This is a genomic window from Paraburkholderia sp. A3BS-1L (genome assembly GCF_051125215.1).
Taxonomy (GTDB): Bacteria; Pseudomonadota; Gammaproteobacteria; order Burkholderiales; family Burkholderiaceae; genus Paraburkholderia.
Map to the genome: position 1 here is coordinate 1,133,535 of NZ_CP120443.1, position 24,869 is coordinate 1,158,403.

Annotated in this window: 21 protein-coding genes and 1 pseudogene; 10 read left to right on the top strand and 12 right to left on the bottom strand. The window is 64.8% G+C overall.

The window, feature by feature from the left end; genetic code table 11:
- Window positions 1-30: 30 nt before the first annotated feature.
- The 3 genes from P5W99_RS20330 to P5W99_RS20340 form a co-directional block, all read right to left on the bottom strand.
- Window positions 31-744, bottom strand: a complete 714-nt coding sequence (locus tag P5W99_RS20330; protein WP_434662669.1) for an ABC transporter permease — start codon at window positions 742-744, stop codon at window positions 31-33.
- Entirely contained in the window at window positions 741-1,430 is a 690-nt protein-coding gene (locus P5W99_RS20335; RefSeq protein ID WP_035534494.1) for an ABC transporter permease, read from the bottom strand. Before P5W99_RS20335 ends, P5W99_RS20330 begins: the two co-directional genes overlap by 4 nt.
- 95 nt (window positions 1,431-1,525) lie before the next feature.
- Window positions 1,526-2,284: an ABC transporter substrate-binding protein gene (locus P5W99_RS20340; RefSeq protein ID WP_421026912.1), complete on the bottom strand. Its 759-nt coding sequence runs from the start codon at window positions 2,282-2,284 to the stop codon at window positions 1,526-1,528.
- 247 nt (window positions 2,285-2,531) lie between these two features.
- Here P5W99_RS20340 and hutH point away from each other — a divergent pair, with 247 nt between their 5' ends.
- The 3 genes and pseudogenes from hutH to P5W99_RS20355 all read left to right on the top strand — a co-directional run.
- On the top strand, window positions 2,532-4,085 hold the full coding sequence (hutH, locus tag P5W99_RS20345) for a histidine ammonia-lyase (RefSeq protein ID WP_434662672.1): 1,554 nt from the start codon (window positions 2,532-2,534) through the stop codon (window positions 4,083-4,085).
- 25 nt (window positions 4,086-4,110) lie between these two features.
- Window positions 4,111-5,799 carry a urocanate hydratase gene (gene hutU / locus P5W99_RS20350; protein ID WP_434662675.1) on the top strand — a complete coding sequence of 563 codons (1,689 nt, stop codon included), beginning with the start codon at window positions 4,111-4,113 and terminating at the stop codon, window positions 5,797-5,799.
- 129 nt (window positions 5,800-5,928) lie between these two features.
- Window positions 5,929-6,060: pseudogene (locus P5W99_RS20355) on the top strand (sulfate ABC transporter substrate-binding protein); the annotation flags it as partial.
- A gap of 56 nt (window positions 6,061-6,116) precedes the next feature.
- Here P5W99_RS20355 and P5W99_RS20360 read toward each other — a convergent pair.
- The 4 genes from P5W99_RS20360 to ampC all read right to left on the bottom strand — a co-directional run bounded on the left by P5W99_RS20360 (window position 6,117) and on the right by ampC (window position 11,114).
- Window positions 6,117-8,084: a PhoX family protein gene (locus P5W99_RS20360; RefSeq protein ID WP_421026915.1), complete on the bottom strand. Its 1,968-nt coding sequence runs from the start codon at window positions 8,082-8,084 to the stop codon at window positions 6,117-6,119.
- 206 nt (window positions 8,085-8,290) lie between these two features.
- On the bottom strand, window positions 8,291-9,403 hold the full coding sequence (gene alr, locus P5W99_RS20365; RefSeq protein ID WP_421026916.1) for an alanine racemase: 1,113 nt from the start codon (window positions 9,401-9,403) through the stop codon (window positions 8,291-8,293).
- Window positions 9,404-9,547: 144 nt separating this feature from the next.
- Window positions 9,548-9,877 (bottom strand): DUF2322 family protein, encoded by a 330-nt coding sequence (locus P5W99_RS20370; RefSeq protein ID WP_421026917.1) that lies wholly within the window; start codon window positions 9,875-9,877, stop codon window positions 9,548-9,550.
- Window positions 9,878-9,950: 73 nt separating this feature from the next.
- Window positions 9,951-11,114 carry a class C beta-lactamase gene (gene ampC / locus P5W99_RS20375; protein WP_421026918.1) on the bottom strand — a complete coding sequence of 388 codons (1,164 nt, stop codon included), beginning with the start codon at window positions 11,112-11,114 and terminating at the stop codon, window positions 9,951-9,953.
- Window positions 11,115-11,285: 171 nt separating this feature from the next.
- Between ampC and P5W99_RS20380 the strand changes: the two genes are divergently transcribed.
- Window positions 11,286-12,158 (top strand): LysR substrate-binding domain-containing protein, encoded by an 873-nt coding sequence (locus P5W99_RS20380; RefSeq protein WP_421026919.1) that lies wholly within the window; start codon window positions 11,286-11,288, stop codon window positions 12,156-12,158.
- Between the two features lie 21 nt (window positions 12,159-12,179).
- Here P5W99_RS20380 and P5W99_RS20385 read toward each other — a convergent pair whose 3' ends face one another.
- Window positions 12,180-12,950 carry an IclR family transcriptional regulator domain-containing protein gene (locus P5W99_RS20385; RefSeq protein WP_421026920.1) on the bottom strand — a complete coding sequence of 257 codons (771 nt, stop codon included), beginning with the start codon at window positions 12,948-12,950 and terminating at the stop codon, window positions 12,180-12,182.
- 80 nt (window positions 12,951-13,030) lie between these two features.
- Entirely contained in the window at window positions 13,031-14,350 is a 1,320-nt protein-coding gene (shiA, locus tag P5W99_RS20390) for a shikimate transporter (RefSeq protein WP_421026921.1), read from the bottom strand.
- Between the two features lie 268 nt (window positions 14,351-14,618).
- Here shiA and P5W99_RS20395 point away from each other — a divergent pair, with 268 nt between their 5' ends.
- The 4 genes from P5W99_RS20395 (at window position 14,619) to P5W99_RS20410 (ending at window position 19,790) form a co-directional block, all read left to right on the top strand.
- The gene (locus P5W99_RS20395; RefSeq protein ID WP_421026922.1) at window positions 14,619-15,737 is read left to right on the top strand and encodes a 4-hydroxyphenylpyruvate dioxygenase family protein; all 1,119 of its coding nucleotides are present in this window, start codon (window positions 14,619-14,621) and stop codon (window positions 15,735-15,737) included.
- Between the two features lie 105 nt (window positions 15,738-15,842).
- Window positions 15,843-16,790 (top strand): dihydrodipicolinate synthase family protein, encoded by a 948-nt coding sequence (locus P5W99_RS20400; protein ID WP_434662682.1) that lies wholly within the window; start codon window positions 15,843-15,845, stop codon window positions 16,788-16,790.
- A gap of 225 nt (window positions 16,791-17,015) precedes the next feature.
- Window positions 17,016-18,782, top strand: a complete 1,767-nt coding sequence (gene araD / locus P5W99_RS20405; RefSeq protein ID WP_421026923.1) for an L-arabinonate dehydratase — start codon at window positions 17,016-17,018, stop codon at window positions 18,780-18,782.
- 213 nt (window positions 18,783-18,995) lie between these two features.
- Window positions 18,996-19,790 (top strand): TSUP family transporter, encoded by a 795-nt coding sequence (locus tag P5W99_RS20410; RefSeq protein WP_421026924.1) that lies wholly within the window; start codon window positions 18,996-18,998, stop codon window positions 19,788-19,790.
- Between the two features lie 4 nt (window positions 19,791-19,794).
- Here the strand turns inward: P5W99_RS20410 and P5W99_RS20415 are convergent, their stop codons facing one another.
- Together P5W99_RS20415 and P5W99_RS20420 are read right to left on the bottom strand one after the other, a co-directional pair.
- A complete protein-coding gene (locus tag P5W99_RS20415) occupies window positions 19,795-20,631 on the bottom strand; it encodes an NAD-dependent epimerase/dehydratase family protein (protein WP_421026925.1) in 837 nt (278 codons plus the stop codon).
- A gap of 73 nt (window positions 20,632-20,704) precedes the next feature.
- Window positions 20,705-21,973 (bottom strand): MFS transporter, encoded by a 1,269-nt coding sequence (locus tag P5W99_RS20420; protein ID WP_421027099.1) that lies wholly within the window; start codon window positions 21,971-21,973, stop codon window positions 20,705-20,707.
- Window positions 21,974-22,300: 327 nt separating this feature from the next.
- Here P5W99_RS20420 and P5W99_RS20425 point away from each other — a divergent pair, with 327 nt between their 5' ends.
- The gene (locus P5W99_RS20425) at window positions 22,301-23,233 is read left to right on the top strand and encodes an aldose epimerase (RefSeq protein WP_434664448.1); all 933 of its coding nucleotides are present in this window, start codon (window positions 22,301-22,303) and stop codon (window positions 23,231-23,233) included.
- A 132-nt stretch (window positions 23,234-23,365) separates the two neighbouring features.
- Complete coding sequence (locus P5W99_RS20430; protein WP_421026927.1) at window positions 23,366-24,055, top strand: FadR/GntR family transcriptional regulator; 690 nt, start codon at window positions 23,366-23,368, stop codon at window positions 24,053-24,055.
- 164 nt (window positions 24,056-24,219) lie between these two features.
- Here the strand turns inward: P5W99_RS20430 and phaP are convergent, their stop codons facing one another.
- Entirely contained in the window at window positions 24,220-24,780 is a 561-nt protein-coding gene (gene phaP, locus P5W99_RS20435; RefSeq protein ID WP_421026928.1) for a TIGR01841 family phasin, read from the bottom strand.
- Window positions 24,781-24,869: the final 89 nt, after the last annotated feature.

Sequence of the window (24,869 nt, forward strand, 5' to 3'; positions counted from 1 at the left end):
TTCAATTCTCCATCAACGCGCGGAACGCGTTCAATGCCCTTGCGGTTTCAGATAGGCCAGCATCCGGGTTTCCATGCGGCGGAAGGCCCAGATCAGGGCGAAGACGATCGTTGCGTAAAGCACGGCGGCAATTCCGTATGCCTCGAAAGTCATGTAGGTGGCGGAGTTCGCGTCGCGCGCCACTTTCAGGATGTCGGGCACGGTTGCGGTGAACGCGAGCGTCGTGGCGTGCAGCATCAGGATCACTTCATTGCTGTATGCGGGCAGCGCACGGCGCAATGCCGAGGGCAGGATGATGCGCGTGTAGAGCTTGAACTTCGACATGCCGTAGGCGAGGCCCGCTTCGATCTCGCCAGCCGGGGTCTCGCGGATCGAGCCGGCAAAGATTTCGGTGGCGTAGGCGCATTCGTTGAGCGTGAAGGCAAGCAGCGTGCAATTCATCGCGCTCCGGAAGAATTCGCCGAGGAGGACATGCGTATGCACGTAGTTCAGGCTATAGATGCCGGTGTAGCAAAGCAGCAGCTGGACATAGAGCGGTGTGCCGCGAAACACGTAGGTGTACAGCCACACCGGCCGCGAAATCCACGGATTGCGCGAAGCGCGTGCAATCGCGAGCGGCACGGCCAATCCGAAGCCCAACACAATCGAGATGACCAGCAGCCAGAGCGTGATCACGAGGCCGCTGTAGTTGAAGCCGTCGCTATACAGATAGTTCGGCCAGTATTGCTGAAGCAGTTCGATCACAGCGCGGCCCTCCGCACACCGGTCGAGTAACGCTTTTCGAGGCGGTGCAATGCCAGGTTGGAAACAGTGGTGATGGCGAGATAGATCGCGCCGGTTGCCAGCGTGAAGAAAAAGAATTCCTGGGTGGCTTTGCCCGCGTCCTGCGAGGCTTTCACCACATCGGCGAGACCGATGATCGAGACCAGCGCAGTCGCCTTCACGAGCACCTGCCAGTTATTGCCGATGCCCGGCAACGCGAAACGCATCATCTGCGGAAACAGAATGCGCGTGAATACGCGCGTGGAGCTCATGCCGTATGCGAAGCCCGCTTCGATCTGGCCGCGCGGCACGGCAAGAAACGCGCCCCGGAACGTCTCGGTGAAGTACGCGCCGTAGATGAAGCCGAGCGTGATGACGCCGGCCACGAACGGGTCGATGTCGATCTGGTCCATGCCCATCGCGTCGGTCAGGTGGTTCAGCCAGATCTGGATGCTGTAGAACAACAGCAGCATGAGCACGAGATCGGGCACTGCGCGGATCAGCGTCGTATACGTCGTGCCGATGCGTGCGAGCACGCGGTTGGGCGAGAGCTTCGCGGCGGCGCCGATGAGGCCCAGCACGAATGCCGCGGCGAGCGACAGCAGCGAGAGCTTGATGGTTTCCCACGTGCCGGCGAGGAGGAGAGGGCCGAAGCCTTGGAAGAGCATGAGTGGACGTCCTTCAATGACGGGGCGCTTGACGCGTGCCGCGCGCTGCGCGGCAGCGGCACGGCCCCGTGTCGATGCAAATGAAGCGATTGGGCTTAGCCGCCGTACACGTCGAAGTCGAAGTACTTCGACTGGATCTTCTTGTAGGTGCCGTCCTTGATCATGTCGGCGATCGTCTTGTCGATCTTTGCCTTGAGGTCGGCGTCGTCCTTGCGCAGGCCGATGGCGGCGGCGCCCGTGGGGATCTCCGGCCCCGCGAATGCGAAGCCGGCGCCGCGCGGCGTCTTCAGGAAGCCGAGATCGGCCTGCACTTCATCCTGCAGCGCAGCGTCCAGACGGCCCGACTTCAGGTCCAGATAAACCTGGTCCTGGTTCTGGTACGTAATGACATTCACGCCCTTGGTCGCCCAGTTCTGCTTGGCGTAGGTTTCCTGGGTCGAACCCTGCTCGACGCCCACCGTCTTGCCTTTGAGCGACTCGACGGTCGGCTGCAGCGTCGAACCCTGCTTCGCGACGAGGCGCGTGGGCGTGTTGTAGAGCTTCTCCGAGAACGCGATCTGCTGCTCGCGTTGCGGCGTGACCGTGAGTGCGGAAAGCGCACCGTCGAACTTCTTGGCCTTCAGGCCCGGGATCATGCCGTCGAAATCCTGCTCGACCCACACGCACTTCGCGTTCAGGCGCTTGCAGATCTCGTTGCCGAGGTCGATGTCGAAGCCGACGAGCTTGCCATCGGGTGCCTTCGATTCGAACGGCGCGTAGCTGGCGTCGGTGCCGAAGCGGATGGTGGACCAATCTTTCGCGTAAGCGCCGCCAGCGGCTAGAGCGAGCGCGATACACAGGGCAAGTTTCTTCATGACGTCTCCGGACGGAAATTTCTGCAGAGCAATGCAGTGAGTTGTCTATACAAATTACCGATTGCAGCGGGGGGTCGGCAATCGGTGTTATTACCTGGCCCAAGTGCTTGTGCTGTAAACGAAAGGCCCCGTAATTCGGGCGTCAGGAAGCAGTTGATGAGGGTATACACGCATCGCTTTTAACTTGTATAGACAAGTCGTTTTGTGTAATCTGGCGCCATCTTGTCCATACAACTTGTTGACTGCGATGATTACACTGACCCCTGGCCATCTGACCCTCACGCAACTGCGCCAGATCGCGCGCGCAGCGGACAGCAGCAGCGTCCAGCTCCAGCTCGACCCCGCAAGCTTCGCGGCGATCGACGCGAGCGCGCGCACCGTTGCCGAGATCACGGCCAAGGGCGATCCCGCCTACGGCATCAACACGGGCTTCGGCCGCCTCGCCAGCACGCATATTCCGACCGATCAGCTCGAACTGCTGCAGCGCAATCTGGTGCTCTCGCACGCGGTGGGCGTGGGCGAGCCGATGTCGCCGCCGGTCGTGCGCCTCATGATTGCGCTGAAGCTGTCGAGCCTGGGTCGCGGTCACTCGGGCATCCGCCGCGAAGTGATGGAAATGCTCATCACGCTGTTCAACGCCGACGTGCTGCCGGTGATCCCCGTGAAGGGCTCGGTGGGCGCGTCGGGCGACCTCGCGCCGCTCTCGCATATGTCGGCGGTGCTGCTGGGCGTGGGCGACGTGTTCGCGAAGGGCGAGCGCATGAGCGCGCAAGAGGGTCTGCGCCTGGCCGGCCTCAAGCCGATAGCGCTGCAAGCGAAGGAAGGCCTCGCGCTGCTGAACGGCACGCAAGCCTCCACGGCGCTGGCGATCTACAACCTGTTCGCCATCGAAGACCTGTACCGCACCGCGCTGGTCTCGGGCGCGCTGTGCGTGGACGCGGCCGCCGGCTCGGTCAAGCCGTTCGACGCGCGCATTCACGAACTGCGTGGCCATCGCGGCCAGATCGAAGCGGCCTCGGCCTATCGCGCGCTGCTCGACGGCTCGGCGATCAATCTCTCGCACCGCGATTGCAGCAAGGTCCAGGACCCGTACTCGCTGCGCTGCCAGCCGCAGGTGATGGGCGCGTGCCTCGACCAGATGCGCCACGCCGCGCAAGTGCTGCTGATCGAAGCCAATGCGGTCTCGGACAACCCGCTGATCTTCCCGGACACCAAGGAAGTCATCTCGGGCGGCAACTTCCACGCGGAGCCGGTGGCGTTCGCAGCCGACAATCTCGCGCTGGCCGCCGCCGAAATCGGCGCGCTCGCCGAGCGCCGCATCGCGCTGCTGATCGACGCGACGCTCTCGGGCCTGCCGCCGTTCCTCGTGAAGGACGGCGGCGTGAACTCGGGCTTCATGATCGCGCACGTGACGGCGGCGGCATTGGCTTCGGAGAACAAGACGCTCGCGCATCCGGCCTCGGTGGATTCGCTGCCGACTTCGGCGAACCAGGAAGACCACGTGTCGATGGCGACCTTCGCCGCGCGCAAGCTCGCCGACATCGCCGGCAACACGGCCAACATTCTCGCGATCGAGCTGCTGGCCGCGGCCCAGGGCGTGGACCTGCGCGCGCCGCATGCGACCAGCCCGGCGCTGCAGAAGGTGATGGCTGCGGTGCGCAAGGACGTGCCGCATTACGACCTGGACCGCTACTTCGCACCCGATATCGCGGCCATGGCGGAACTCGTGCAGAACGGCGCCATCGCCGCGCACAGCCCGTTCGCGTTCGAGTCCGAGCAAGAAGCCGAAATGACTGAATAACGTAGACAAATATTTCGAGATCCTTATGAACCATCCGAACTTCACCGATCCCCGCCTCGACCCGAGCCGCACGATCCGCGCACCGCGCGGCAGCGAGAAGGTGTGCAAGACCTGGCTGGCCGAAGCCGCGTACCGCATGATCCAGAATAATCTGGACCCGGAAGTGGCCGAGCACCCGCACGCGCTGGTGGTGTACGGCGGCATTGGCCGCGCCGCGCGCAACTGGGAATGCTATGACCAGATTCTGGCGTCGCTGAAGGACCTGAACGAAGACGAAACGCTGCTGATCCAGTCGGGCAAGCCGGTGGGCGTGTTCCGCACGCATGCCGACGCGCCGCGCGTGCTGCTCGCGAACTCGAACCTCGTGCCGCACTGGGCCACGTGGGAGCACTTCCACGAACTCGACCGCAAGGGCCTCATGATGTACGGCCAGATGACGGCGGGCAGCTGGATCTACATCGGCTCGCAGGGCATCGTGCAGGGCACCTACGAGACGTTCTTCTCGGTGGCGAACCAGCACTTCAAGGGCGACCCGTCGGGCCGCTGGATCCTCACGGGCGGCCTCGGCGGCATGGGCGGCGCGCAGCCGCTGGCCGCGACGATGGCCGGCTTTTCGATGATCGCGGTGGAATGCGACGAGACGCGCATCGACTTCCGCCTGAAGACGCGCTACGTGGACCGCAAGGCCAGGACGCTCGACGAGGCGCTGGCCATCGTCGAGGAAGCGAAGAAGGCGGGCAAGCCGGTTTCGGTGGGCCTGCTGGGCAACGCGGCTGACGTGTTCGCCGAGTGCGTGGCACGCGGCATCACGCCGGACTGCGTGACGGACCAGACGAGCGCGCACGACCCGATCAACGGTTACCTGCCGCAGGGCTGGACGGTCGAGCAGTGGCGCGAGGCGCAGAAGGTGGCGCCGGAAAGCATCGTGAAGGTGGCTAAGCAGTCGATGGCGCACCAGGTGAAGGCGATGCTGACGCTGCAGGAACGCGGCGCGGCGACGCTCGACTACGGCAACAACATCCGCCAGATGGCGCTGGAAATGGGCGTGGAGAACGCGTTCGACTTCCCGGGCTTCGTGCCGGCGTACATCCGCCCGCTGTTCTGCGAGGGCAAGGGCCCGTTCCGCTGGGTGGCGCTCTCGGGCGATCCTGAGGACATCTACAAGACGGACGCGAAGGTCAAGGAGCTGATTCCGGACGATCCGCACCTGCACAACTGGCTGGACATGGCGCGCGAGCGCATCGCGTTCCAGGGTCTGCCGGCGCGGATCTGCTGGGTGGGCGTGAAGGACCGCTATCGTCTGGGCCAGGCGTTCAACGAGATGGTGAAGAACGGCGAGCTGAAGGCGCCGATCGTGATTGGCCGCGACCACCTGGACACGGGTTCGGTGGCAAGCCCGAACCGCGAGACGGAATCGATGAAGGACGGCTCGGATGCGGTGAGCGACTGGCCGCTGCTGAACGCGTTGCTGAATACGGCGGGTGGCGCGTCGTGGGTGTCGCTGCACCATGGCGGCGGAGTGGGCATGGGCTTCTCGCAGCACTCGGGCGTGGTGATCGTGGCGGACGGCACGCAGGCGGCGCACGAGCGTCTGGGCCGTGTGCTGCTGAACGATCCGGCGACGGGCGTGATGCGTCACGCGGATGCGGGCTACGAGCTTGCGCAGCGGACGGCGCGCGAAGCCGGGCTCAAGCTGCCGATGCTGGGCAAGTAAGGAGTTTGCACGCACCGCTGGCGGGGCGGTGCGTGCGGAATGGGAAAGCGCCGTGCGTCTGATTGGCCGCACGGCGCTTTTTTTGTTGCATTGACGATCAAGTCCCCGCCTTACCTCGAATCGCAAACGAAGCAAGCAAACGAGTTCAAGCCGATCAAGACCTTCACGGTCGACCAGGTATTCGGCGCGTGGCCGAAAGCACAGGCCGCGCATTTCGCCGACGGCGGGACCTTCGATCAGATTGTCGCTGACCGGAGGTAACGCGGGTTTCGGTCATGCAAAATGGCGCTTCGCGTGATTACGAAGCGCCTTTCCACTCATCGCTTCGTAAGCGCAATACCCGCAGGCTCAGCCGTCAGATACCCGACACTCGCACCAAACCGGTCCTTGTAATTCGCGCGCACAAGCGGATCGAGCGTTGCCTTTACCTTGTCGTGCAAGGGCGATTCCCAGTCGCCCGCATGCTGGAAGTTGCTCATGATGTACGTCCAGCCATTGATCTCGTCGACTGCATGCAAACCCGTGGACTCAGCGCCAGCCGGGCAGGACAGCACGCGCGCCAGCGACTTGGTGTCCACGTTGAAAGCCCACAGAAAATTATTCACGTGCATTCCCGAGTCTTCGCCGATAAACAGCGTGCGAAGTTTTTCGGAGAACTTGAGATTATCCGGATTTGCGATCTTGTCGGCGTTCGCGAGATTCCCGAGCGCGTCGGCGGCTGCCAGGTCCTCGCCAACCAGCGCATCCGGCGCGCTCATGTCGACCGGCACCCATTCGCTGTCGATAGCGGAACCCGCCGTGTCGCGCTGGCCGCCCCTCAGGTTCAGCGCATAGACCGCGCCCGCGGATATCTTCTTGTCGAGCGCGACGTCGCGCGAGACTGCGTTGCCCTTGACCATCGACGTTTCGATTCGTGACATCGCGCTGTAGACGATCTTGTCTTTCGCGTTGACAGTCGTGCCTTCGAGTTTCGTGAATGCCATGCTGGCGCCGAGCAGCGCGGCATAGCGATGCGTTTCGAGAAACGCAGCGGCCTTCTCCATGCCCGGCTTCACGCGGATCCAGTTGAACTTGCCGCCGAAATGAATCTTCGTGAAGGTCGCATCCGCGGGGTCGGCAACCGCGACGTCCATGATGTCCGATGCCTTCAGCGTGTTCGCCAGCGTTTCGATTTCGTCGCTCGTCGCGTGGCCGATGCGGATCCACGTCAGCGTCGCGGACCCCGCGCCGGCCGACGAGGTCTGCGTCCACTTCGCGACGTACAAAGTCCCCGCCGAGAGATCGGCGGCTTTGTCGGCCACGAACATGAACAGGCCGCCGTTGGTTGCGTCGTCCCCCATCATCACCGTGCGCTGGTCCGGCATCACCTGAATCAGTTCGTGCGAGATGCGGCCGAGGCAGTAATGCTTCTTCACCGTGCCCGTGCCGTCCGCGTTGACGGTGATCTCGGGCAGGTGGCCGTAGTGATACGGGTTCGCTTTCGTTGCGTCGCCGAAGGTATTCTTGCTGAACGCCATGAATTGCGCGTCGGTGGCTGCCTTCGTCGCGTCCGGCTCGTATTCCTCGCTGGAGAGGTGCGTATTCCACGGCGAGAGGCTCGCGCCGCACGTGATCCAGAGGCCATGCGCCTTCGAGGTATCGACGTTGTGGTACTTGACGAGCTTCAGCGCGCCCGTGGCCGGGTCCTGGTCTAACGTCAGCACCGCGATCGGAGAGGGCAACTGGCCGTATTGCGATGCGCTCGCCTGGTCGCGCGTCGTGTACTCGAATTGCACGACCGCGAACACGGCGTTGCCTTTCACGCCGGGCACGCTGGCGTTCTTCAGCGCGAGCAGCGAGCTGCCGTCCGGGCAGTCCGAATAGAACTGGCGCTCCTTGCCCGCCACTGAGCGATCGATGATCGGCTGATTGTCGATGTCGTAGTAGCCGCCTGCGAGGATCGTGCCGCCTTTGCCGTCCGGCACCTGGTCACCGGTCACGAAGAAGGGCTTGTACGCGAGTTTGAAATTGCTCGATGAGCCATCGGAGAAGGCCACCGAGAGGGTCGAGCCGACCGTCGTGGTGGCCATGGCGGCTGCATCGTCGAGCGTGGGCGCGGCCATTCCCGAAAACATCGCGGAGGCGAAGGTAGCGGCGGCGGCAGTCGGCGTTGCCGCCGGGCTGTCGTTGCCGCCGCCACACCCCGTCAGCAAGGCGGGCAGAGCGGCGCCCGAAAGCGGAAGCATGGGGGCGCCGGCGAGAAACTTCAGGAGCTGGCGGCGAGAAGTGTTGGGCAACGCGGGCATGAGGGATTCAATTGGGGTTGTTTGAATCCCGTAAGACTAATGTTTGAATATGAAAGTTAAATGAAATGAAATTGTGGGCATTCGTTTGAATGCTCCAGGAAATGGGGAAATGGGGAAATGGGGAATTGGGGAGCCGTTGCATGCCGTCGATTACGACGCGGGTCTTGTGGCGCCCTTGCTGATCGTGCTGCCTTCCGTTTGCGTCCTCAGGCCGTCACGCTCTCGGCAGCTTCGCGCTGTGCGGATGTGAGCGTGTCGACCTGCACCGGCACGCGCCGCGCGACGGCGCACATCAGTTCATAGCCGATCGTGCCCGATGCTTCGGCCACCTCATCGACTTTCACGTTCTCGCCCCACAGCTCCACCTGCGAGCCGATGCCCGCGTTCGGGCAAGGCGTGAGGTCGGCGGTCAGCATGTCCATCGACACGCGCCCGACCACGTGTGTGCGCACGCCATCGACAACGATGGGCGTGCCAGTAGGGGCGTGGCGCGGATAGCCGTCGGCATAGCCGCACGCGACCACGCCGATGCGCATGGGCCGCTCGGCCTCGTAAGCACAGCCATAGCCGACCGTTTCGCGCGGCGCCAGCGTTTGCACGCCGATGATCTTGCTCGCGAGCGTCATGGCCGCGCGCAGCCCGACGCCCTCGACATGCCGCGCCACGCCCGTGGGCGACGCGCCGTAGAGGATCGTGCCGGGCCGTACCCAGTCGCGATGCGCGCGCGGATGCCAGAGCACCGCCGCCGAGTTCGACAGCGAGCGCTCGCCGGGAATGCCTTCGGTGGCGGCATCGAAGCGGTCGAGCTGCCAGTCGATGGCGCTGTCGTCGGCGTTCGCGAAGTGCGTCATGAGCGCGATCTTGCCGATGGTGGGCGTGGCGCGCGCGCGCTCCCAGGCCGCGCGGAAAACGTCGGGCCGGTAGCCGAGGCGGTTCATGCCCGAGTTCATCTTCAACTGGATGTCGATCGGCTGCTGCGTGCGCGCTGCCGCGAGCAGCGCGAGCTGCTCGTCGCAATGCACGGCTACGGTCAGGCGATGCGCGACGGCGGTGGCGACATCGGCGCTATCGAAAATGCCTTCGAGCAGCAGGATGGGCTTGGTCCAGCCGAGCTCGCGCACGCGCACGGCCTCGTCGAGGTCGAGCAGCGCGATGCCGTCCGCGCCGGCCAGCGCCGGATAGATGCGCTCGATGCCATGACCATAGGCGTTGGCCTTGACGACGGCCCAGACGCGCGCGCCGGAGGCGCTTTGCTGCGCGGTCTGCAGATTGTGACGAACGGCTTCGGGATGGATGCGAACGGAAATCGGGCGCGGCATGAGCGATCCTGATGGCGAGGGTGAGTGGCGTTAGCTAGTGGTTTCCGCAATCGTATTGATTTTTACCCAGTTATTTTTAATGTATTTTTCCGGGAATTTGGGTTTATCCACTGCTGACGCGCCACTCGCATCAGGCCCTCGGGATCAGGCGGCGAACACGTCGATGCGCAGCGGCTCGCCGCCCGCCACGATTTCGAGCAGGCGGTCGACGTTCGGGTGCGCACCGGGACGGTTGCGCGCGTCGGCCGTGTGCTCGGCGAACACGGCGAGGCCATGCTCGGCCGCCTTGGCGTCGAGCGTGCCGAAGGCCTGCTGCAGATAGTGGTAGACCGCGAGCGAGCCTTGCTTGCCCGGCTTGTTCTCGATGCTGGCCACCACCGCGCCCTGGCCGTTCACGAGATCGATGCGCTCGATGCCCTCGATGGCGGGCAGTTGCGCGAGATTGTCCTTGAATGTGGTGCCGGGTTGGATCACTGGAAACACTCCGTTTGAGTTCGATGGATTGCGTGGGGTCCGTATCTTAGCCGATGCGTTAGCCGATCGATGTTCAGCGCTTCGCATTCGCAATCGCTCCGAGGATCGCGTAGGCCGCCTTCACGCGCGCCTCGTTCGGATACGACTTGTTGGCGAGGATCACGACACCGATTTGCTGCGCCGGTATGAACGCCACGTAGGTCGAAAAGCCGTTGGTCGACCCGGTTTTATTCAGGAGCGCCTGGGATTGCGGCGGCATCGGCGGCGTGAGCGCTTGCGCAGGCAAGCCCTTGTAGAGCGCATCGGGGCTGTTGCCGCGCTGGAGCGTCGGCAGGGGGACCGGCCACGGATACTGCTCCCACACGAGGTCCTGCGTGAACACGCTCGCCGTGTAATAGCCCGTGTGCGTACAGGCGATCGCGCGTTGCCACGGCGCGTCGAGCGGCGCGAGACCCATGTTGGCGTCGAGATAGCGCACGAGGTCGCCCGTGGTCGAGCGCAGGCCATAGGCTTCGTCGGCGAATACGCCGGGATGCAGCCGCACAGGCGCGTCGTGCTTGTCGTAGCCCTGCGCATAGCGCGGCATGCTGGAGGCGGGCACGTCGAGCCACGTGTGCGTCATGCCGAAGGCGGGCAAGAGATCGTTCTGCACGGCGTCGCGAAACGGCCTGCCCAGGCCTTGAGCGGCCGCCCGCCCCAGCAGGCCGATGCCGAGATTCGAATACACGCGCTGCGAGCCGATCGGACCCGGCGGTTGCCAGTCGCGCAGCCAGGCCGTCATTTGCGCGTCGTTCGTGATGTTGTCCGGCACGAACAGTGGCAGGCCGGAGGTATGCGTGCCGAGGTTGAGCACGCTCACGCGGTCGAACGGGCTGCCGCGCAATGCGCTGACGTACTGGCTCGCGGGCGCGTCGAACGAGAGCTTGCCGCTCGTTTGCGCATGGCAGGCCAGCGTGGCGGTGAACGTCTTGGTGAGCGAGCCGAGTTCGAACAGCGTCTCGCTGTCGAGCGCCGGCGCGCCCTTGGCCTTCGATGCGACGCCGTAGTTGTAGAACGCATGCTTGCCGCCCACGGTAATGCCCACCGCCACGCCCGGAATGCCGTATTGCGCCCGCAGCGGGGCGATGGCGCCATCCACGGCGGCTTTCACATCGGATTGGGCGGCGCTGGCGGTGGCTGCCGCGCACGCGAGCGTCATCAGAAAGAGTTTTAGCTTGGTTTTCATACGATGGGCCATGACCAGGTTTTCGGAAGGGCTTCGTGAAGCGCGCGAGCAGGCGAAACAGCACGAAACCAGAGGCATGTCCGCGAAAAAGCACGACATGCGCCGGGGATTGTGGTGCGTTGCCGGGCTCGCGACAAGCGACGATAATTTGGCTCTGACAAAAGCCAATCTAATAGGTCGCTCATGCGCCCCAATTTACCGCTGCATGCGCTCAGAGCCTTCGAGGCGTCGGCGCGCCACTTGAGCTTCACGCGTGCGGGCCTCGAATTGAAGGTCACGCAGGCCGCGGTCAGCCAGCAGGTGCGCACGCTCGAAGAGTGGCTCGGCGTGCCGCTCTTCAGGCGGCTGCCGCGCGGGCTCGGCATGACCGACGAGGCGCGCGCGCTCCTGCCCGTGCTCAGCGACGCGTTTGGCCGCATCGAGGCTGTGCTCAAGCAGTTCGAGGGTGGGCGCCTCCACGAGGTCTTGACGGTGGGTGTGGTGGGCACCTTCGCGATTGGCTGGCTGATGCCGCGGCTCAAGTTGTTTCGCGAGGCGCATCCGTTCGTGGAACTGCGCCTGCTCACCAACAACAATCTCGTCGATCTCGCGGGCGAAGGGCTCGATTTCGCGATCCGCTTCGGCGACGGCATGTGGCCCGCCACCGAGAACACGCGCTTGCTCGACGCGCCGCTTGCCGTGCTGTGCGCGCCCGAGATCGCCCGGCGGCTTGCCGCGCCCGCCGATCTCGCGAAAGAGACGCTGTTGCGCTCCTATCGCACCGACGAATGGCTGCGCTGGTTCGTGGCCGCCGGGCTCGAGCCGTGGACGGTGAGCGGGCCGATCTTCGATTCGTCGCGGCTGATGGCCGAGGCGGCCATGCAGGGCGCGGGCGTGGCGCTCGCGCCCGCGCGCATGTTCGCGCGCGAGTTGCAGGCGGGACTGCTGGCGCGGCCGTTCGATGTCGAGGTGCCGACCGGCAGCTATTGGCTCACCTGGCTGCGCTCGCGCGCGATGTCGCCGGCGATGCAGCTGTTTCACGACTGGGTCGTGCAGGAGGCGGGGGCCGGCGGGTGAGGCGTTGCCCGCCTGCACCGCTCATAAGACGTTCAACATCGCCAGCGCCGTTTCCTGCAGATGCGGGAGCACGCGTTTGAGCGCGGCTTCAGCGTTTTCATTGCCTATCGACATGTTGGTGCTGAGTGCGGCCACCACGTCGCCGCTGCGGTTGCGCAACGGCACGGCCACGCCGCGCACGCCCACCTGCAATTGCTGCTCGATGAGCGCATAGCCGTCGGCGCGTGCGCGCACGATTTTCTCGCGCAAGCGCGCGGCGCTCGTGATCGTATGCGGCGTGAACGGCACGAGTTCGACCGTATCGAGCCAGGCCGATACCGCCTGCTGATCCTCGAGGTGAGCAAGCAGCACCACGCCGGGCGAGATCAGCGGCGCGGGCACGCGCGCGCCGAGCACGAAGCCCGTGGTCATCACGCGCGAGACGCCGTTGCGTGCAATCACCACGAGATCCCAGTCGTCGAGCACGCTCACGTAGGCCGATTCGTTGAGCGTCGCGCTCAGCTGCTGCAAGTACGGCTGCACGGTGCGGGGCAAGCGCGCCGAATCGAAATACGACCAGCCCACGCGCAGCACGCGCGGCGTCAGCCCGAAGAGCCGCCCGTCGGTATGGACATAGCCCAGCGATTCGAGCGTCAGCAAATAGCGCCGCGCGGCGGTGCGCGAGAGCCCGGTGCGTTCGGCGGCTTGCGTCGCGGTCATGCGCGCGTGCTGATTGTCGAAGGCTTCGAGAATGGCGAGGCCTTTTTCGAGTCCGGCGATCCAGTCGCGTTTGGCAAGGGACGTGGTTTTCATGAGCGGATCGCGCAAAGGCCGGGCATGTGCCCGGCCTTGTTCTGTGTTGATTGCGAGCGCTGGAATGGGCGCGTCGCGGCTTACGCTTTCGCGGGCTTCATGCTCGCGGCCACGATCAGCGAGATCAGGCAGCCGATGGCGAGGTAGGCGGCCACCAGATGCCACGTGCCGCCGCCGAAGCTCACCAGCGCCACAGCGATGAATGGCGTGAAGCCTCCGCCCACCACGCTGGCGAATTGATAGCCCACGCCCGCGCCGCTATAGCGGTATTCGGCGCCGAACAATTCGGTGAAGAGCGGCTGCTGCACGCTCACCACCATGTCGTGAGCGAGATTGGCGAGCGCCACCGAGAAGATCACGATCCACACCGTCGAGCGCGCTTCGAGCGCGAGAAAGAACGGCACGGCGCTCGCAAGGCCGACCACCGCGCCGATCAGATAGATGCGGCGCAGGCCGAGACGGTCGGCGAGCCACGCGAAGCAGGGAATGGTCACGCACGAGAGCGCGCCGACGAACAGGCCGATACCGAGAAACAGATCGCGCGAAAGGCCGAGGTTGGCGGTCGAATAGCTGAGCGCGAAAGCGGTCACGATATACATCGTGAAGAGTTCGGCGAGGCGCAGCGCGACGATATAAAGAAACGCTTTCGGATGACGCGTGAGCGCTTCGAGCACCGGCATCTTGAGCTTGCGATGTCCGTGCTCGACCTTCTCGACGAACTCGTGCGACTCGTCCATGCTCGAGCGCACCCACAGGCCCACGAGGACCAGCACCACGCTGAAGATGAAGGGCAGGCGCCAGCCCCACGAACGGAACGCGGCGTCGCCGAGCGCGTGGCTCAGTAGCGTGACGATGCCGGTCGCGAGCACGAGGCCCACGCCGTAGCCCACCTGCACGCCGCTGCTGTAGAACGCTTTTTTGCCAGCGGGCGCGCTTTCCACGGCCATGAGCGCCGCGCCGCCCCATTCGCCGCCCACGGCGAAGCCCTGGATCGCGCGAAACAGCACGAGCAGCACAGGCGCCCACCAGCCGATCGAGGCGAAGGTGGGCAAAAAGCCGATGGCGACCGTGGAGAGGCCCATCATCATGACGGTGAGCACGAGCATGCGCTTGCGCCCGAGCCGGTCGCCGTAGTGGCCGAACACCACGCCGCCGAGCGGCCGGAACAGGAAGCCCACGCCGAAGGTGGCGAAGGCCGCGAGCGTGCCCATGTTGCGGCCGATGTTCGGGAAGAATTCCGCGTTGAAGACCAGCGCGGCAACGATGCCGTAAAGCAGAAAGTCGTACCAGTCGACGACCGCGCCGACGAAGCTGCCGAGCGCAGCCTTCTTCGCCTGGCTGCGCGAGCGGTGGAGGTTGGCCGGGTCGGCGGCGTCCGTGGTGTCGAGGGTGGGGGTCATGAGGGTGTCTCCTTACGCTGGTCTCATGCAAAGCCGCTTGCCTGGGGAGCCGCGACGGTGAGACGGAGCATAGGACCGCGCAGGCGCCAGGGCAATGCGCCAGGCGCGCACGATGCGCGATAATCGCCCAGGCGCGTGCGATTATCGGACGTTTTTCGGGTTAGCACCAAGGCCGGCGAGGGGGGCGGGCATCCCTCGGCTTGGGTGAAGTGTACGATCTGGTTAAAATCTGCGTTGCCCTTTCTCGTCCGTTTCAGGAGTCTTCCGCATGTCGTCCAACCCCCGTTCTGCCTCGCAGGATCAGGCCAATCCGCTTGGCATGGCCGGTCTGGAGTTCGTCGAATTCGCAGCGCCTGAGCCCGCGGTGCTTGGGGCGCAGCTCGCGCAACTGGGGTTCAAGGCCATCGCGCGCCACGTGAGCAAGAACGTCACGCTGTATCGCCAGGGCCAGATGAATTTCCTCGTCAACGCCGAGCCCGATTCGTTTGCTTCGCGTTACGCCGAGGAATACGGCATGGGCATTTGCGCGATCGGCGTGCGCGTGGAGAACGCGCGGCGCGCCTTCGAGCACGCCTTGCGGCTGGGCGCATGGGCATTCGAAGGCGAGCGCCTCGGCAGTGGCGAGCTCAAGATTCCGGCTATCCAGGGCATTGGCGATTCGCATATTTATTTCGTGGACCGCTGGCGCGGCCGGGGCGGCCAGCGTGGCGGCGTGGGCGATATTTCGATCTTCGACATCGACTTTCGGCCCATCGATGTCGCGACCGCACAGGCCGATCTCGACCACGGCGGCACCGGCCTCCAGCGCGTCGATCACCTCACGCAGACGGTGGGCGCGGGGCGCATCGGCGAATGGCTCGACTTCTATCGCGATCTGCTGCATTTCCGCGAGATTCACGAGATCGACGCGAATTGGCATGTGGCGCAGGGCTCGCGCGTGATGGTGTCGCCGGACGGCGAAATCCGTATTCCTGTGTACGAAGAGGGCACGCGCCGCACCGAGCTCATGCACGACTACCTGCCCGATCATCCGGGCGAGGGCGTCCAGCACATCGCGCTCGCGACCGACGACATCGTGCCGTGCGTCGACGCGTTGAAGGCCAATGGGGTGGAGTTCGTCGAGCCGCCTGCCGCGTATTACGACTCGGTCGACGCGCGCCTGCCGGGCCACGGCGTCGATCTCGATGCGCTGCGCCAGCGCCATGTCCTGATCGACGGCGAGATTGGCGCGGACGGCGTGCCGCGGCTGTTTTTCCAGACCTTCGTGAAGCGCCGCCCCGGCGAAATTTTCTTCGAAGTGGTGCAGCGCAGCGGCCATCATGGCTTCGGCGAAGGCAATCTCGACGTGCTGGCGCGCTCGCGCGCCAGTCAGCCGACCCAGCCCTGACCACGACGCCAGGCGCCCCTCCAGGCCAACCCTAACAAATAGATCAAGTTGTTTGACAACCAAGCGAGGCGCGGATGTCGATCACCCATCCCAGCGCGAGGCCTCATGAACGTGTCCCCGATCGTCGAGCGTGAATTCGCCTCGACCGTGATGGCAGTGCCGCCTCTGGCACGCCGCGCCGATTTCTCGCTCGATGTCGAACAAAACTGTAAGCTCGTTCGCCACATGGAAGCGGGGGGGCTGCGCACGCTGCTGTACGGCGGCAACGCGAATCTTTATCACGTCGCCGCGAGCGAGTTTCGCGACCTGCTCGACATGCTGGCGGAGGCGACCTCGCCCGGCACTCGCGTGATCCCGGCCATCGGCCCCGACTACGGCAAGATGCTCGACCAGGCGCGCATCCTCGCGCAGACGCGGCACCAGACCGCCATGGTGTTGCCGCTTGCCGGCTTCACCACGCCCGCGGGCGTCGAGGCGGGCCTCATGCGCATCGCCGACACAGCCGGCATTCCGCTCACGCTCTATATCAAGAGCGAGAGCTATGTCGACGCGGACACGCTGGCGCGCCTCATCGATCGCGGCGCGCTCATTGCGGTGAAATACGCCATCGTGCGCGAGGACCCATCGAACGATCCTTATTTGCGCCGCCTGCTGCAGAGCGTGAGCGCGTCGCGCGTCGTCTCGGGCATGGGCGAGCGTCCGGCGCTCGTGCATGTGCGCGATTTCGGCCTCGCCTCGTGGACCACGGGCTCGGGCTGCATCGCCGCGCGCGCCGTGACGGCGCTGCTCGAGGCCGCCAAGGAAGGCCGCGCCGACGAAGCACAACGGCTCTACGAAGCTTTCATGCCGCTCGAAACGCTGCGCGACGACATCTCGCTGATTCGCGTGCTGCACGACGCCGTCACGCTTTCGGGCATCGCCGACATGGGCGCGATCCTGCCGCTGCTCTCGCATTCGCCGGCCGAGGCGCTGCCCGCCATCGGCGCGGCCGCGCGGGCTTTGCTGGCGTTCGAGCGGTCGCTGGCGGGTTCGGCGCAGGCGGCGCATGCATGAGCGGAACGAACACGCAGATCACCACTGGAGCGATGCTGCTAGCGCCTGTATGACAGGCATTCCGGCAAACGTCCAATAAAGGCTCACAACGCTTCCTCCTGTTGCTTGACAACTTCAGGCGCGGATCGGCATCCTTTGATGCGCAGCGAGCGTGAAGGCGTGGCGCTAGCGGAGCGCCGACGGTTTGACTGGAACATCCGCGGAAACACCTGGGGCCAAGGCAAGATGAGCAACAAGCGAAAGACCCCCGAAACACTGCGCAGTCACCGCTGGTATGGCGCGAACGACCTGCGTTCGTTCGGCCATCGCTCGCGCACGGCGCAGATGGGCTACAGCCGCGAGGAGTACGCGGGCAAGCCGGTCATCGCGATCCTCAATACGTGGAGCGAGATGAACCCCTGCCACACGCACTTCAAGCAGCGCGTGGAAGAGGTCAAGCGCGGCATCTGGCAAGCAGGCGGTTTTCCCATCGAGCTGCCGGTGCAGACGCTCTCCGAGCCGTTCCAGAAGCCCACCACGATGCTCTATCGCAACTTCCTCGCGATGGAGGCCGAAGAGACGCTGCGCTCGTATCCGGCCGATGGCGTGGTGCTGATGGGCGGCTGCGACAAGACCACGCCCGCGTTGCTGATGGGCGCGATCTCGATGAACCTGCCGACCATCTTCCTGCCCGCCGGCCCGATGCTCAACGGCAATTGGAACGGCATGACGCTCGGCTCGGGTTCGGACACGTGGAAGTACTGGGCCGATCTGCGCGCGGGCAACATCACCGAGGACGACTGGAAGGGCGTTGAAGGCGGCATTGCGCGCTCGCCGGGCCACTGCATGACGATGGGCACGGCCTCCACCATGACGAGCGCCGCCGAGGCGCTCGGCTTCACGCTGCCGGGCTTTGCGTCGACGCCCGCGCCCGATTCGCGCCACGCGCAGCTGGCGGCGAAAACGGGCATGCGCATCGTCGAGATGGTGTGGGAAGACCTGAAGCCCTCGGACATCGTCACGCGCCAGGCGGTCGACAACGCCGTGACCACCTGCCTCGCGCTCTCGGGCTCGACCAACGCCATCGTCCACATGATCGCGCTCGCGCGCCGCGCGGGCGTCGAGCTCACGCTCGCGCAGTACGACGAGATCGCGCGCCGCACACCGGTGCTCGCGAACATCCGCCCGACCGGCCAGTACCTCATGGAGGACTTCTATTATGCGGGCGGCCTTTGCGCGATGCTCAAGGAGCTCGGCGACCTGATCGACGGCACGCAGATGACCGTGAACGGCAAGACGCTCGGCGAGAACATCGCCGATGCGCAAATCCATAACGAAGCGGTGATCTATCGCCGCGCGAAGCCGCTGATGCCGGATACGGGCCTCGCCGTTCTGCGCGGCAATCTCGCGCCCGACGGCGCGGTGATCAAGCCGGGCGCGGCCGAAAAGCGCCTGCACGTGCATACAGGCAAGGCCATCGTGTTCAAGGACTACAACGACATGGCTGCGCGCATCGACAGCGAAGCGCTCGATTGCGACGAGAACAGCGTGATCGTGCTGCAGCACGCGGGGCCAGTGGGCGCGCCGGGGATGCCCGAATGGGGCCAGCTGCCGATTCCGCAGAAGATCCTCAGAAGGGGCGTGCGCGACATGCTGCGCATTTCCGACGCGCGCATGAGCGGCACGAGCTACGGCGCCTGCGTGCTGCACGTGGCGCCGGAATCGTTTATCGGCGGACCGCTCGCGCTTGTGCAGGACGGCGACCTGATCGAGCTGAACGTGCCCGAACGCCGCCTCAACGTGCTCATCTCCGACGCGGAAATGGCGCGCCGCAAGGCCGCATGGGTCGCGCCCGCGCCGCGCTTCACGCGCGGCTATGGCGCGATGTACCAGATGCACGTGATGCAGGCGGACAAGGGGTGCGAATTCGATTTCCTGCAACGTGACGGCGTGGCCGGTACGAGCGGCGGCGGTGGTGGCGATAGTGGTGGTGGCGAGCCCGAAATTCACTAAGGGATTCCCAGCGGGATCGACAGCGCGATCGACAGCGGGCATGCGACGCGTCGTAGCCCGTGCGGTCAGTCCGCGATTTTTTCGGGAGCGTGCAATTTAGTGCGCCAGGTGCGCTTCGCGCGGCTGCGCTATCATGCAGTCCGCTTTTCAAGATAAATCTGGCCGAATGCGCGGGGACGCCTCGCGTGCCTCGCCACGCACCCGACCTCTTCAATGTTCGACTTCCATCTCTCCGGGGGCGTCCTGCTCCCGCACATGCAGGCGCTCGATGTGCTCGAACTCTGCGGCATTGCCATTGCGCTGGTGCTCGGCGGCATGGTGAAGGGAGTGACCGGCATTGGCGTGCCGCTCGTCGCCATGCCAATCCTCACGCATTACCTGCCCGTGAAGCAGGCCGTGCTGCTGCTCTCGATGCCGATCATTCTCGGCAATATTCCGCAGGCGCTCGAAGGCGGGGAGCTGTGGAAGACCGTCAAGCACATTGCCGCGCCGCTGCTCGGCACCGTGATCGGCAATATCGTGGGCGTGGCCGTGCTGATCCGGCTCGAGCCGCACCACGCGCTGGCCGCTTCGGGCATCACGCTGATCGTGGCCGCTGCGTTGATGCTGGCTTCGCCGCGGCTCAAGCTCGCGCCTTCGATCGTCAAGCCGGTGGGCTTCGCGCTGGGGTTCGGCGCGGCGCTCATGGAGAGCATTGCGTCGGTGCCCGGGCCGCTGCTCGCGATGTATCTGATCGCCACGGGCGCGACGGGCCGTGCGTTCACCAAGCAGATCGCGATCATTCTCGTGGTTTCGGTGCTCACGCTGGTCACCACCTTCAGCGGCGGCGCGCACGCCAGCGGCGCCGACCTCGCGATCTCGGCCGCGGCAAGCCTGCCGTCCATCGCGGGCATGTTCCTGATCCGGCCGTTGCGCGACAAGTTGCATCCGCTGGCTTTCCGGGTCATCGTGCTCGTGTGCGTGCTGGCGGCGGCGGTGCAGATGATCATCAAATCAGGCGTGATTTGAGGCGTCACGCCTGCTTGCCGCGCTTTTCCACCGGCGTGAAATCGAAGCTCGCGAAACTTCCGCCCTGATAGCGCTGTGCAACGGCATCGAGCGGATTCTCCCTGGCGAGAATTTCGTCGGCGTAGTCTTCGGCGTTTTGCTTCGGCTGGTAGCCCAGGCGCTCGGCATCGTCACGCTCGCCGCTTTGCATCCCGTGTTGTACCCAATAGCTGCGCGTATTGTTCGACACGCCCCACACGAGCGCAAAGCCGATCGACTCCGCATTGATCACGCGATCGACGAGATGGAACAGGTCGTCGTGGCCGAACCAAGTGCTCAAATGGCGGAACTCGGTGGGCTTCGGCAGGCAACTGCCGATGCGCACGTTCACAGTCTCGATGCCGTGCTTGTCCCAGTAGAGCCGCGCGAGCGATTCGCCCCACGCCTTGCTGAGCCCATAAAAACCGTCGGGGCGAAATGCGCAGTCGAGCGTGAGCTTGTCTTCCACCGGATACATGCCGATCGCGTGATTCGAGCTCGCGAACAGGATGCGCCTGGTGCCATGGCGGCGCGCCCCTTCGTAGACTTCGACAAGGCCGCGCAGGTTGTTCTCGATGATCTCGGGCAGGGGGCGCTCGACGCTCGTGCCGGCCATGTGGATCAGCACGTCGACGCCTTCGAGCAGGCGGTCGACCACTGCGGGATCGCGCAGATCGCCGTGCATGACATCTTCGCCGGGAACGAGCGGCTCCAGCGGCTTCGAGCCAGCCGCGGAACGCAGGTTCACGCCGCGTTCGAGCAGGCCCTTGCGCAAGACGGTGCCGAGCTGACCGGCCGCGCCGGACAATGCAACTTTCTTCACGGTGGAGTTACCTCACATAAGAACGCCGAAAGCCGGCGCCCGAGCGTGCCCCGGGCGCCGGCCGATGAAGCGCTCAGGCTTTCGCCTGGTGCGCCGGCTGCAGCGCGGCGCCAACTGCCTGGTCGCGTTCGTTGTCGTTGTGCTGGTTCGAAATCAGTCGCCAGGCCACCACTGCGCCGATCACATCGAACAGCATGAGGCAGACGAACAACGGGTTATAGCCGATCGTGCTCGCCATTGCGCCGACGACAAGCGAGAACACCGTTGCGCCGAGGTAGCCGAGCATGCCCGAGAGGCCCGTGGCGGTGGCCACTTCGTGCTGGCCGAAGACATCCGAGGCGAGCGTGAACAGGGCGCCCGAAATGGTCTGGTGCGCGAAGGTGCCGACGCAGAAGAGCGCGATGGCGGCATACGGGCTCGCGACGAGCCCGACGCAGGCCGGGCCGATCATCAGCACCGCGCCGGTGGTGATGACGAGCTTGCGCGAGGTGATGAGCGAGCAGCCGAACCAGCGGATGAAGAGCGGCGCAAGATAGCCGCCGACGAGGCAGCCGAGGTCGGCGGCGAGGAACGGCATCCACGCGAACAGCGCGATTTCCTTCAGGTTCATGTGGCGCACGGTGAACATATACAGCGGAATCCATGCGCCGAAGGTCTGCCATGCCGGCTCCGCGAGCATGCGCGGGATGCCGATGCCCCAGAAGCGGCGCTGCTTGAGCACTTCCTTCCACGACGGGCGCTTGCCGGAGATGCGCTGTTGCGCGGCGTCCTGGCCTGCACGAATGTACTCGGCCTCGTCCTGCGAGAGCCGCGGGTGTTCGGCCGGCGAGCGGAACAACACGAGCCACAGCGCGACCCAGATCAGCGCGGCGCCGCCGGTCACCACGAAAGCGAATTGCCAGTTGTACTTAAGAATGCACCAGACCACGAGAGGCGGAGCGATCATCGCGCCGATCGACGTGCCGGTGTTGAGCCAGCCCGTTGCGACCGAACGCTCCCTGGCCGGAAACCACTGGCTGATGGCCTTCATGCCGGCCGGGAAGATGGCCGCTTCGCTTGCGCCGAGCAGGCCGCGGAAGAAGGCGAGCGCGGGCCAGCTGGCGGCAAGGCCGTGGAGCATGTTGGCGATGGCCCAACCGAACGCGAAGATCGCAAAGCCGATTTTGACGCCCACGGAGTCGAGCACGAAGCCGGCGATGGGCTGAGAGAGTGCATAGCAGGCCTGGAAGGCCGTGACCACGTACGCATACTGTTGCGTGGACATGTGCAGCGTTTCGGTGAGCGTGGGCGCCGCGACGGAAAGCGAACTGCGCGCGAGATAGTTGAAAACGGTGCCGATCATGATGAGGCCGATGATCCACCACCGCAGCCCCTTGATAGTCTTGCGTTGCACTGCTCGTCTCCTGGTGTGCCGGGTGATCGGCATCTACATGTAAGACAGCATTCTATTTGCCGTGAAGTTGTAAAGCAAATTGTGTCTCGATGGGGATTTCCCTGGGCGCGCTGCGGCGCCCATGCTTGCGGGGCGGGCTGAGTTGATCGACGGCTTGGCTCGTGATCGAGACGAGGCGGCGAGTTGATAATGATTTTGTTGTATTACAACAATGCGAGCGAGGCCGACGCGGTACCAAAAGGCCACGTCGAAATTTTTCTCCTTTTCCGATACGAAATGGCGCAGTTTCAGGGGCAGGACATCATCGAAATCGTGCGCGGCGGCTCGTGTCTGCGGGTTGCGCCGCAAGCCGGCGGGCGGCTGCTCTCGTGGCATGTGCATGGTGCGCCGATCATTCACTGGCCCGATGAGGCCGACTGGAGCCAGCCCGCGCTGGTGCGCGGCGGCAACCCGCTGCTGTTTCCTTTCATCGCCCGCCATCGCGTGGACGGGCGCATCGGGCTATGGCGCGACGCGCAAGGCGTGGTGCGCGAAGTGCCGATGCATGGCTTCGCGCGCGATCTGCCATTCGATGCGCACGTGGACGCGCAGGACCATGGCGTGCGCCTGACCTTGACCGACAGCACGGCTACGCGCACGGGCTTTCCGTTCAGTTTTCGCTTCGAAGCCGTTTATCGGCTCGTGGACGAAACCACGCTCGACGTCGAGTTGATGACGACGAACACGGCCACGGCGGGCGCAACCGCGACGCACGATGACCGCATGCCGTACTACGCCGGCCATCACTTCTATTTCGCCTTGCCGCATGGGCAGCGCAGTGCGTCGACGCTCGCGCTGCCGCGCAACGTGTACCGGCATCAACTCGCGGACGGCACGACGACAACGCCCGAGGCAGGCGCCGAGCGCTATCGCTTCGACGACGCGCGGATCGTCGACCGGTTTCATTGCCTCGAAGGCGCGCCGGCGTCTCCGGTGCGCATCGAAATGCCTGCGCTGCGGCGCGCCGTCGAGATCGATTTGCGCCGTCCTGGCTCGATACCCTGGTATGCCGTGACGTCGTGGACGCTCGCGCCCGATTCGGACTTTTACTGTGTGGAACCCTGGCTCGGCCTGCCCGATGCGATCCACAGCGGCCTTGGATTGCGGTGGCTGGAGCCGGGGCAGACAGAAGAGGCTTCGTTGCGCATCAGCGTGAGCACGCTCGATTGACGGGCGGGTTGGGCAACTCAGGCGGTTTCGCGTTTGCGGCAAGCCGCGCGGCAGGCCCGGTGCGCTCAATGCGCGCGCCGTATGACTTACAATCCGAAACACACCTGACAACTTCGCACGTAGCACTTCACCATGGCTGAGCAGAAAGCGCCGAACATGCCGGCGCGGATTTACAGCGACATCCTGAGCCGCATCATCGAAGGCGAATACAAGGAAGGGGAGCGGCTGCCGACCGAGCACATGCTCGCGGAACGCTTCGCGACCTCGCGTCCGACCGTGCGCGAGGCGCTCGCGCAGTTGCGCGCGGACGGCATCATCGCCACGCGCCATGGCTCGGGAACGACGGTCATGCGCCGCCCGGACCCGGACGTGCGCCGCTTCGCGCCACTCGAAACGTTGTCGGACATCCGGCGCTGCTACGAGTACCGCGTGGTGGTCGAGGCGGGCGCGGCGGCCCTCGCCGCGCAGAAGGCCGACGACGCCGATGTCGCCGCGATTCGCCACGAATGGGACAACCTCCAGACCATCGTCGAAACGTCGGGCATTGGCGCGAAGGACGACTTCGCGTTTCATATGGCCGTGGCGCGCGCATCGAAGAATCAGTTCTTTATCACCGCGCTCTCGGGCATCCAGGAGCAGATGGTGTTCAGCATGAACCTGTCGCGCAACCTCTCGCTCGTGAAGTCCATCGAGCGGCAGCGCATCGTGCAGCAGGAGCATCTCGAAGTGCTCGAAGCCATTCAGGCGCACGACTCCGGGCGCGCGTCGCGGGCCATGCGCGAGCACCTCGAGAACGCGGTGAGCCGCATGTTCGGTTCTTGATCCACGCTTGGGGCCGTGTTCGGCCCATGAATGAAAAAAGCGGGCTTCGCTGGTGCGAATCCCGCTTTTTGTTTGACCGAGACACCCGTTCGGGCACCCGGTCAGCAACGCCGAGAGGCGTTGTTTTTAATGGCCTGGCTTAAGTGGCTTAAGTGGCTTATGGCTTAAGCGGATTGCTTCGCGCCACGCGTGGCTTGAGCGGCGGCCTTCGATGCAGCCTTGGTGACCGCTTCGAAGTTGCTTTCGGCCATTTCGGCAGCCTGCTTGGCAGCCTTGTTCACCGACTCGTAGGCGCCTTGAGCAGCCGTGATCGCCGACTTGAATGCCGCGACAGCGGTTTCCGAACCGGCCGGTGCGTTTTTCGCTGCGTTGTCGATCAGCGATTGCACGGCGTGCTGCTGCTGCTCGAACTGGCTTTGCGCGGCTTGCGCGAATTCCGTGTGTGCGGCCGAGACGATCGCGTAGACGTTGCGGCCATAGGCCAGCGCCTTTTCGGCGGCCGGTTGTGCGAAGCCTGCTTGCAGGGCGAAGAAACCTTGCGGGTCCTTGGCCGACAGCGTGCGCTGGGCGTGCTCCTGGCCTTCCACGATGGCGGCGCGAGCCGTCTCGATGTTCAGTTCGGCGAGCTTGACTGCGCCTTCGAATGCCTTGTTCGTGAGGCCGAAGAGGGCTTCAAGACCGGCTTTCTGGGTCGCGGCGAATTGTTCGGGGGTAGGCAGAGTCATGTCGTCGTTCCTGAGGGTGGACCGCTACGTCGGTTCCGTTACGAAAAAAAGAAAGCTTTTCTGTCGATCGATCACCGGTTCGCGCATTG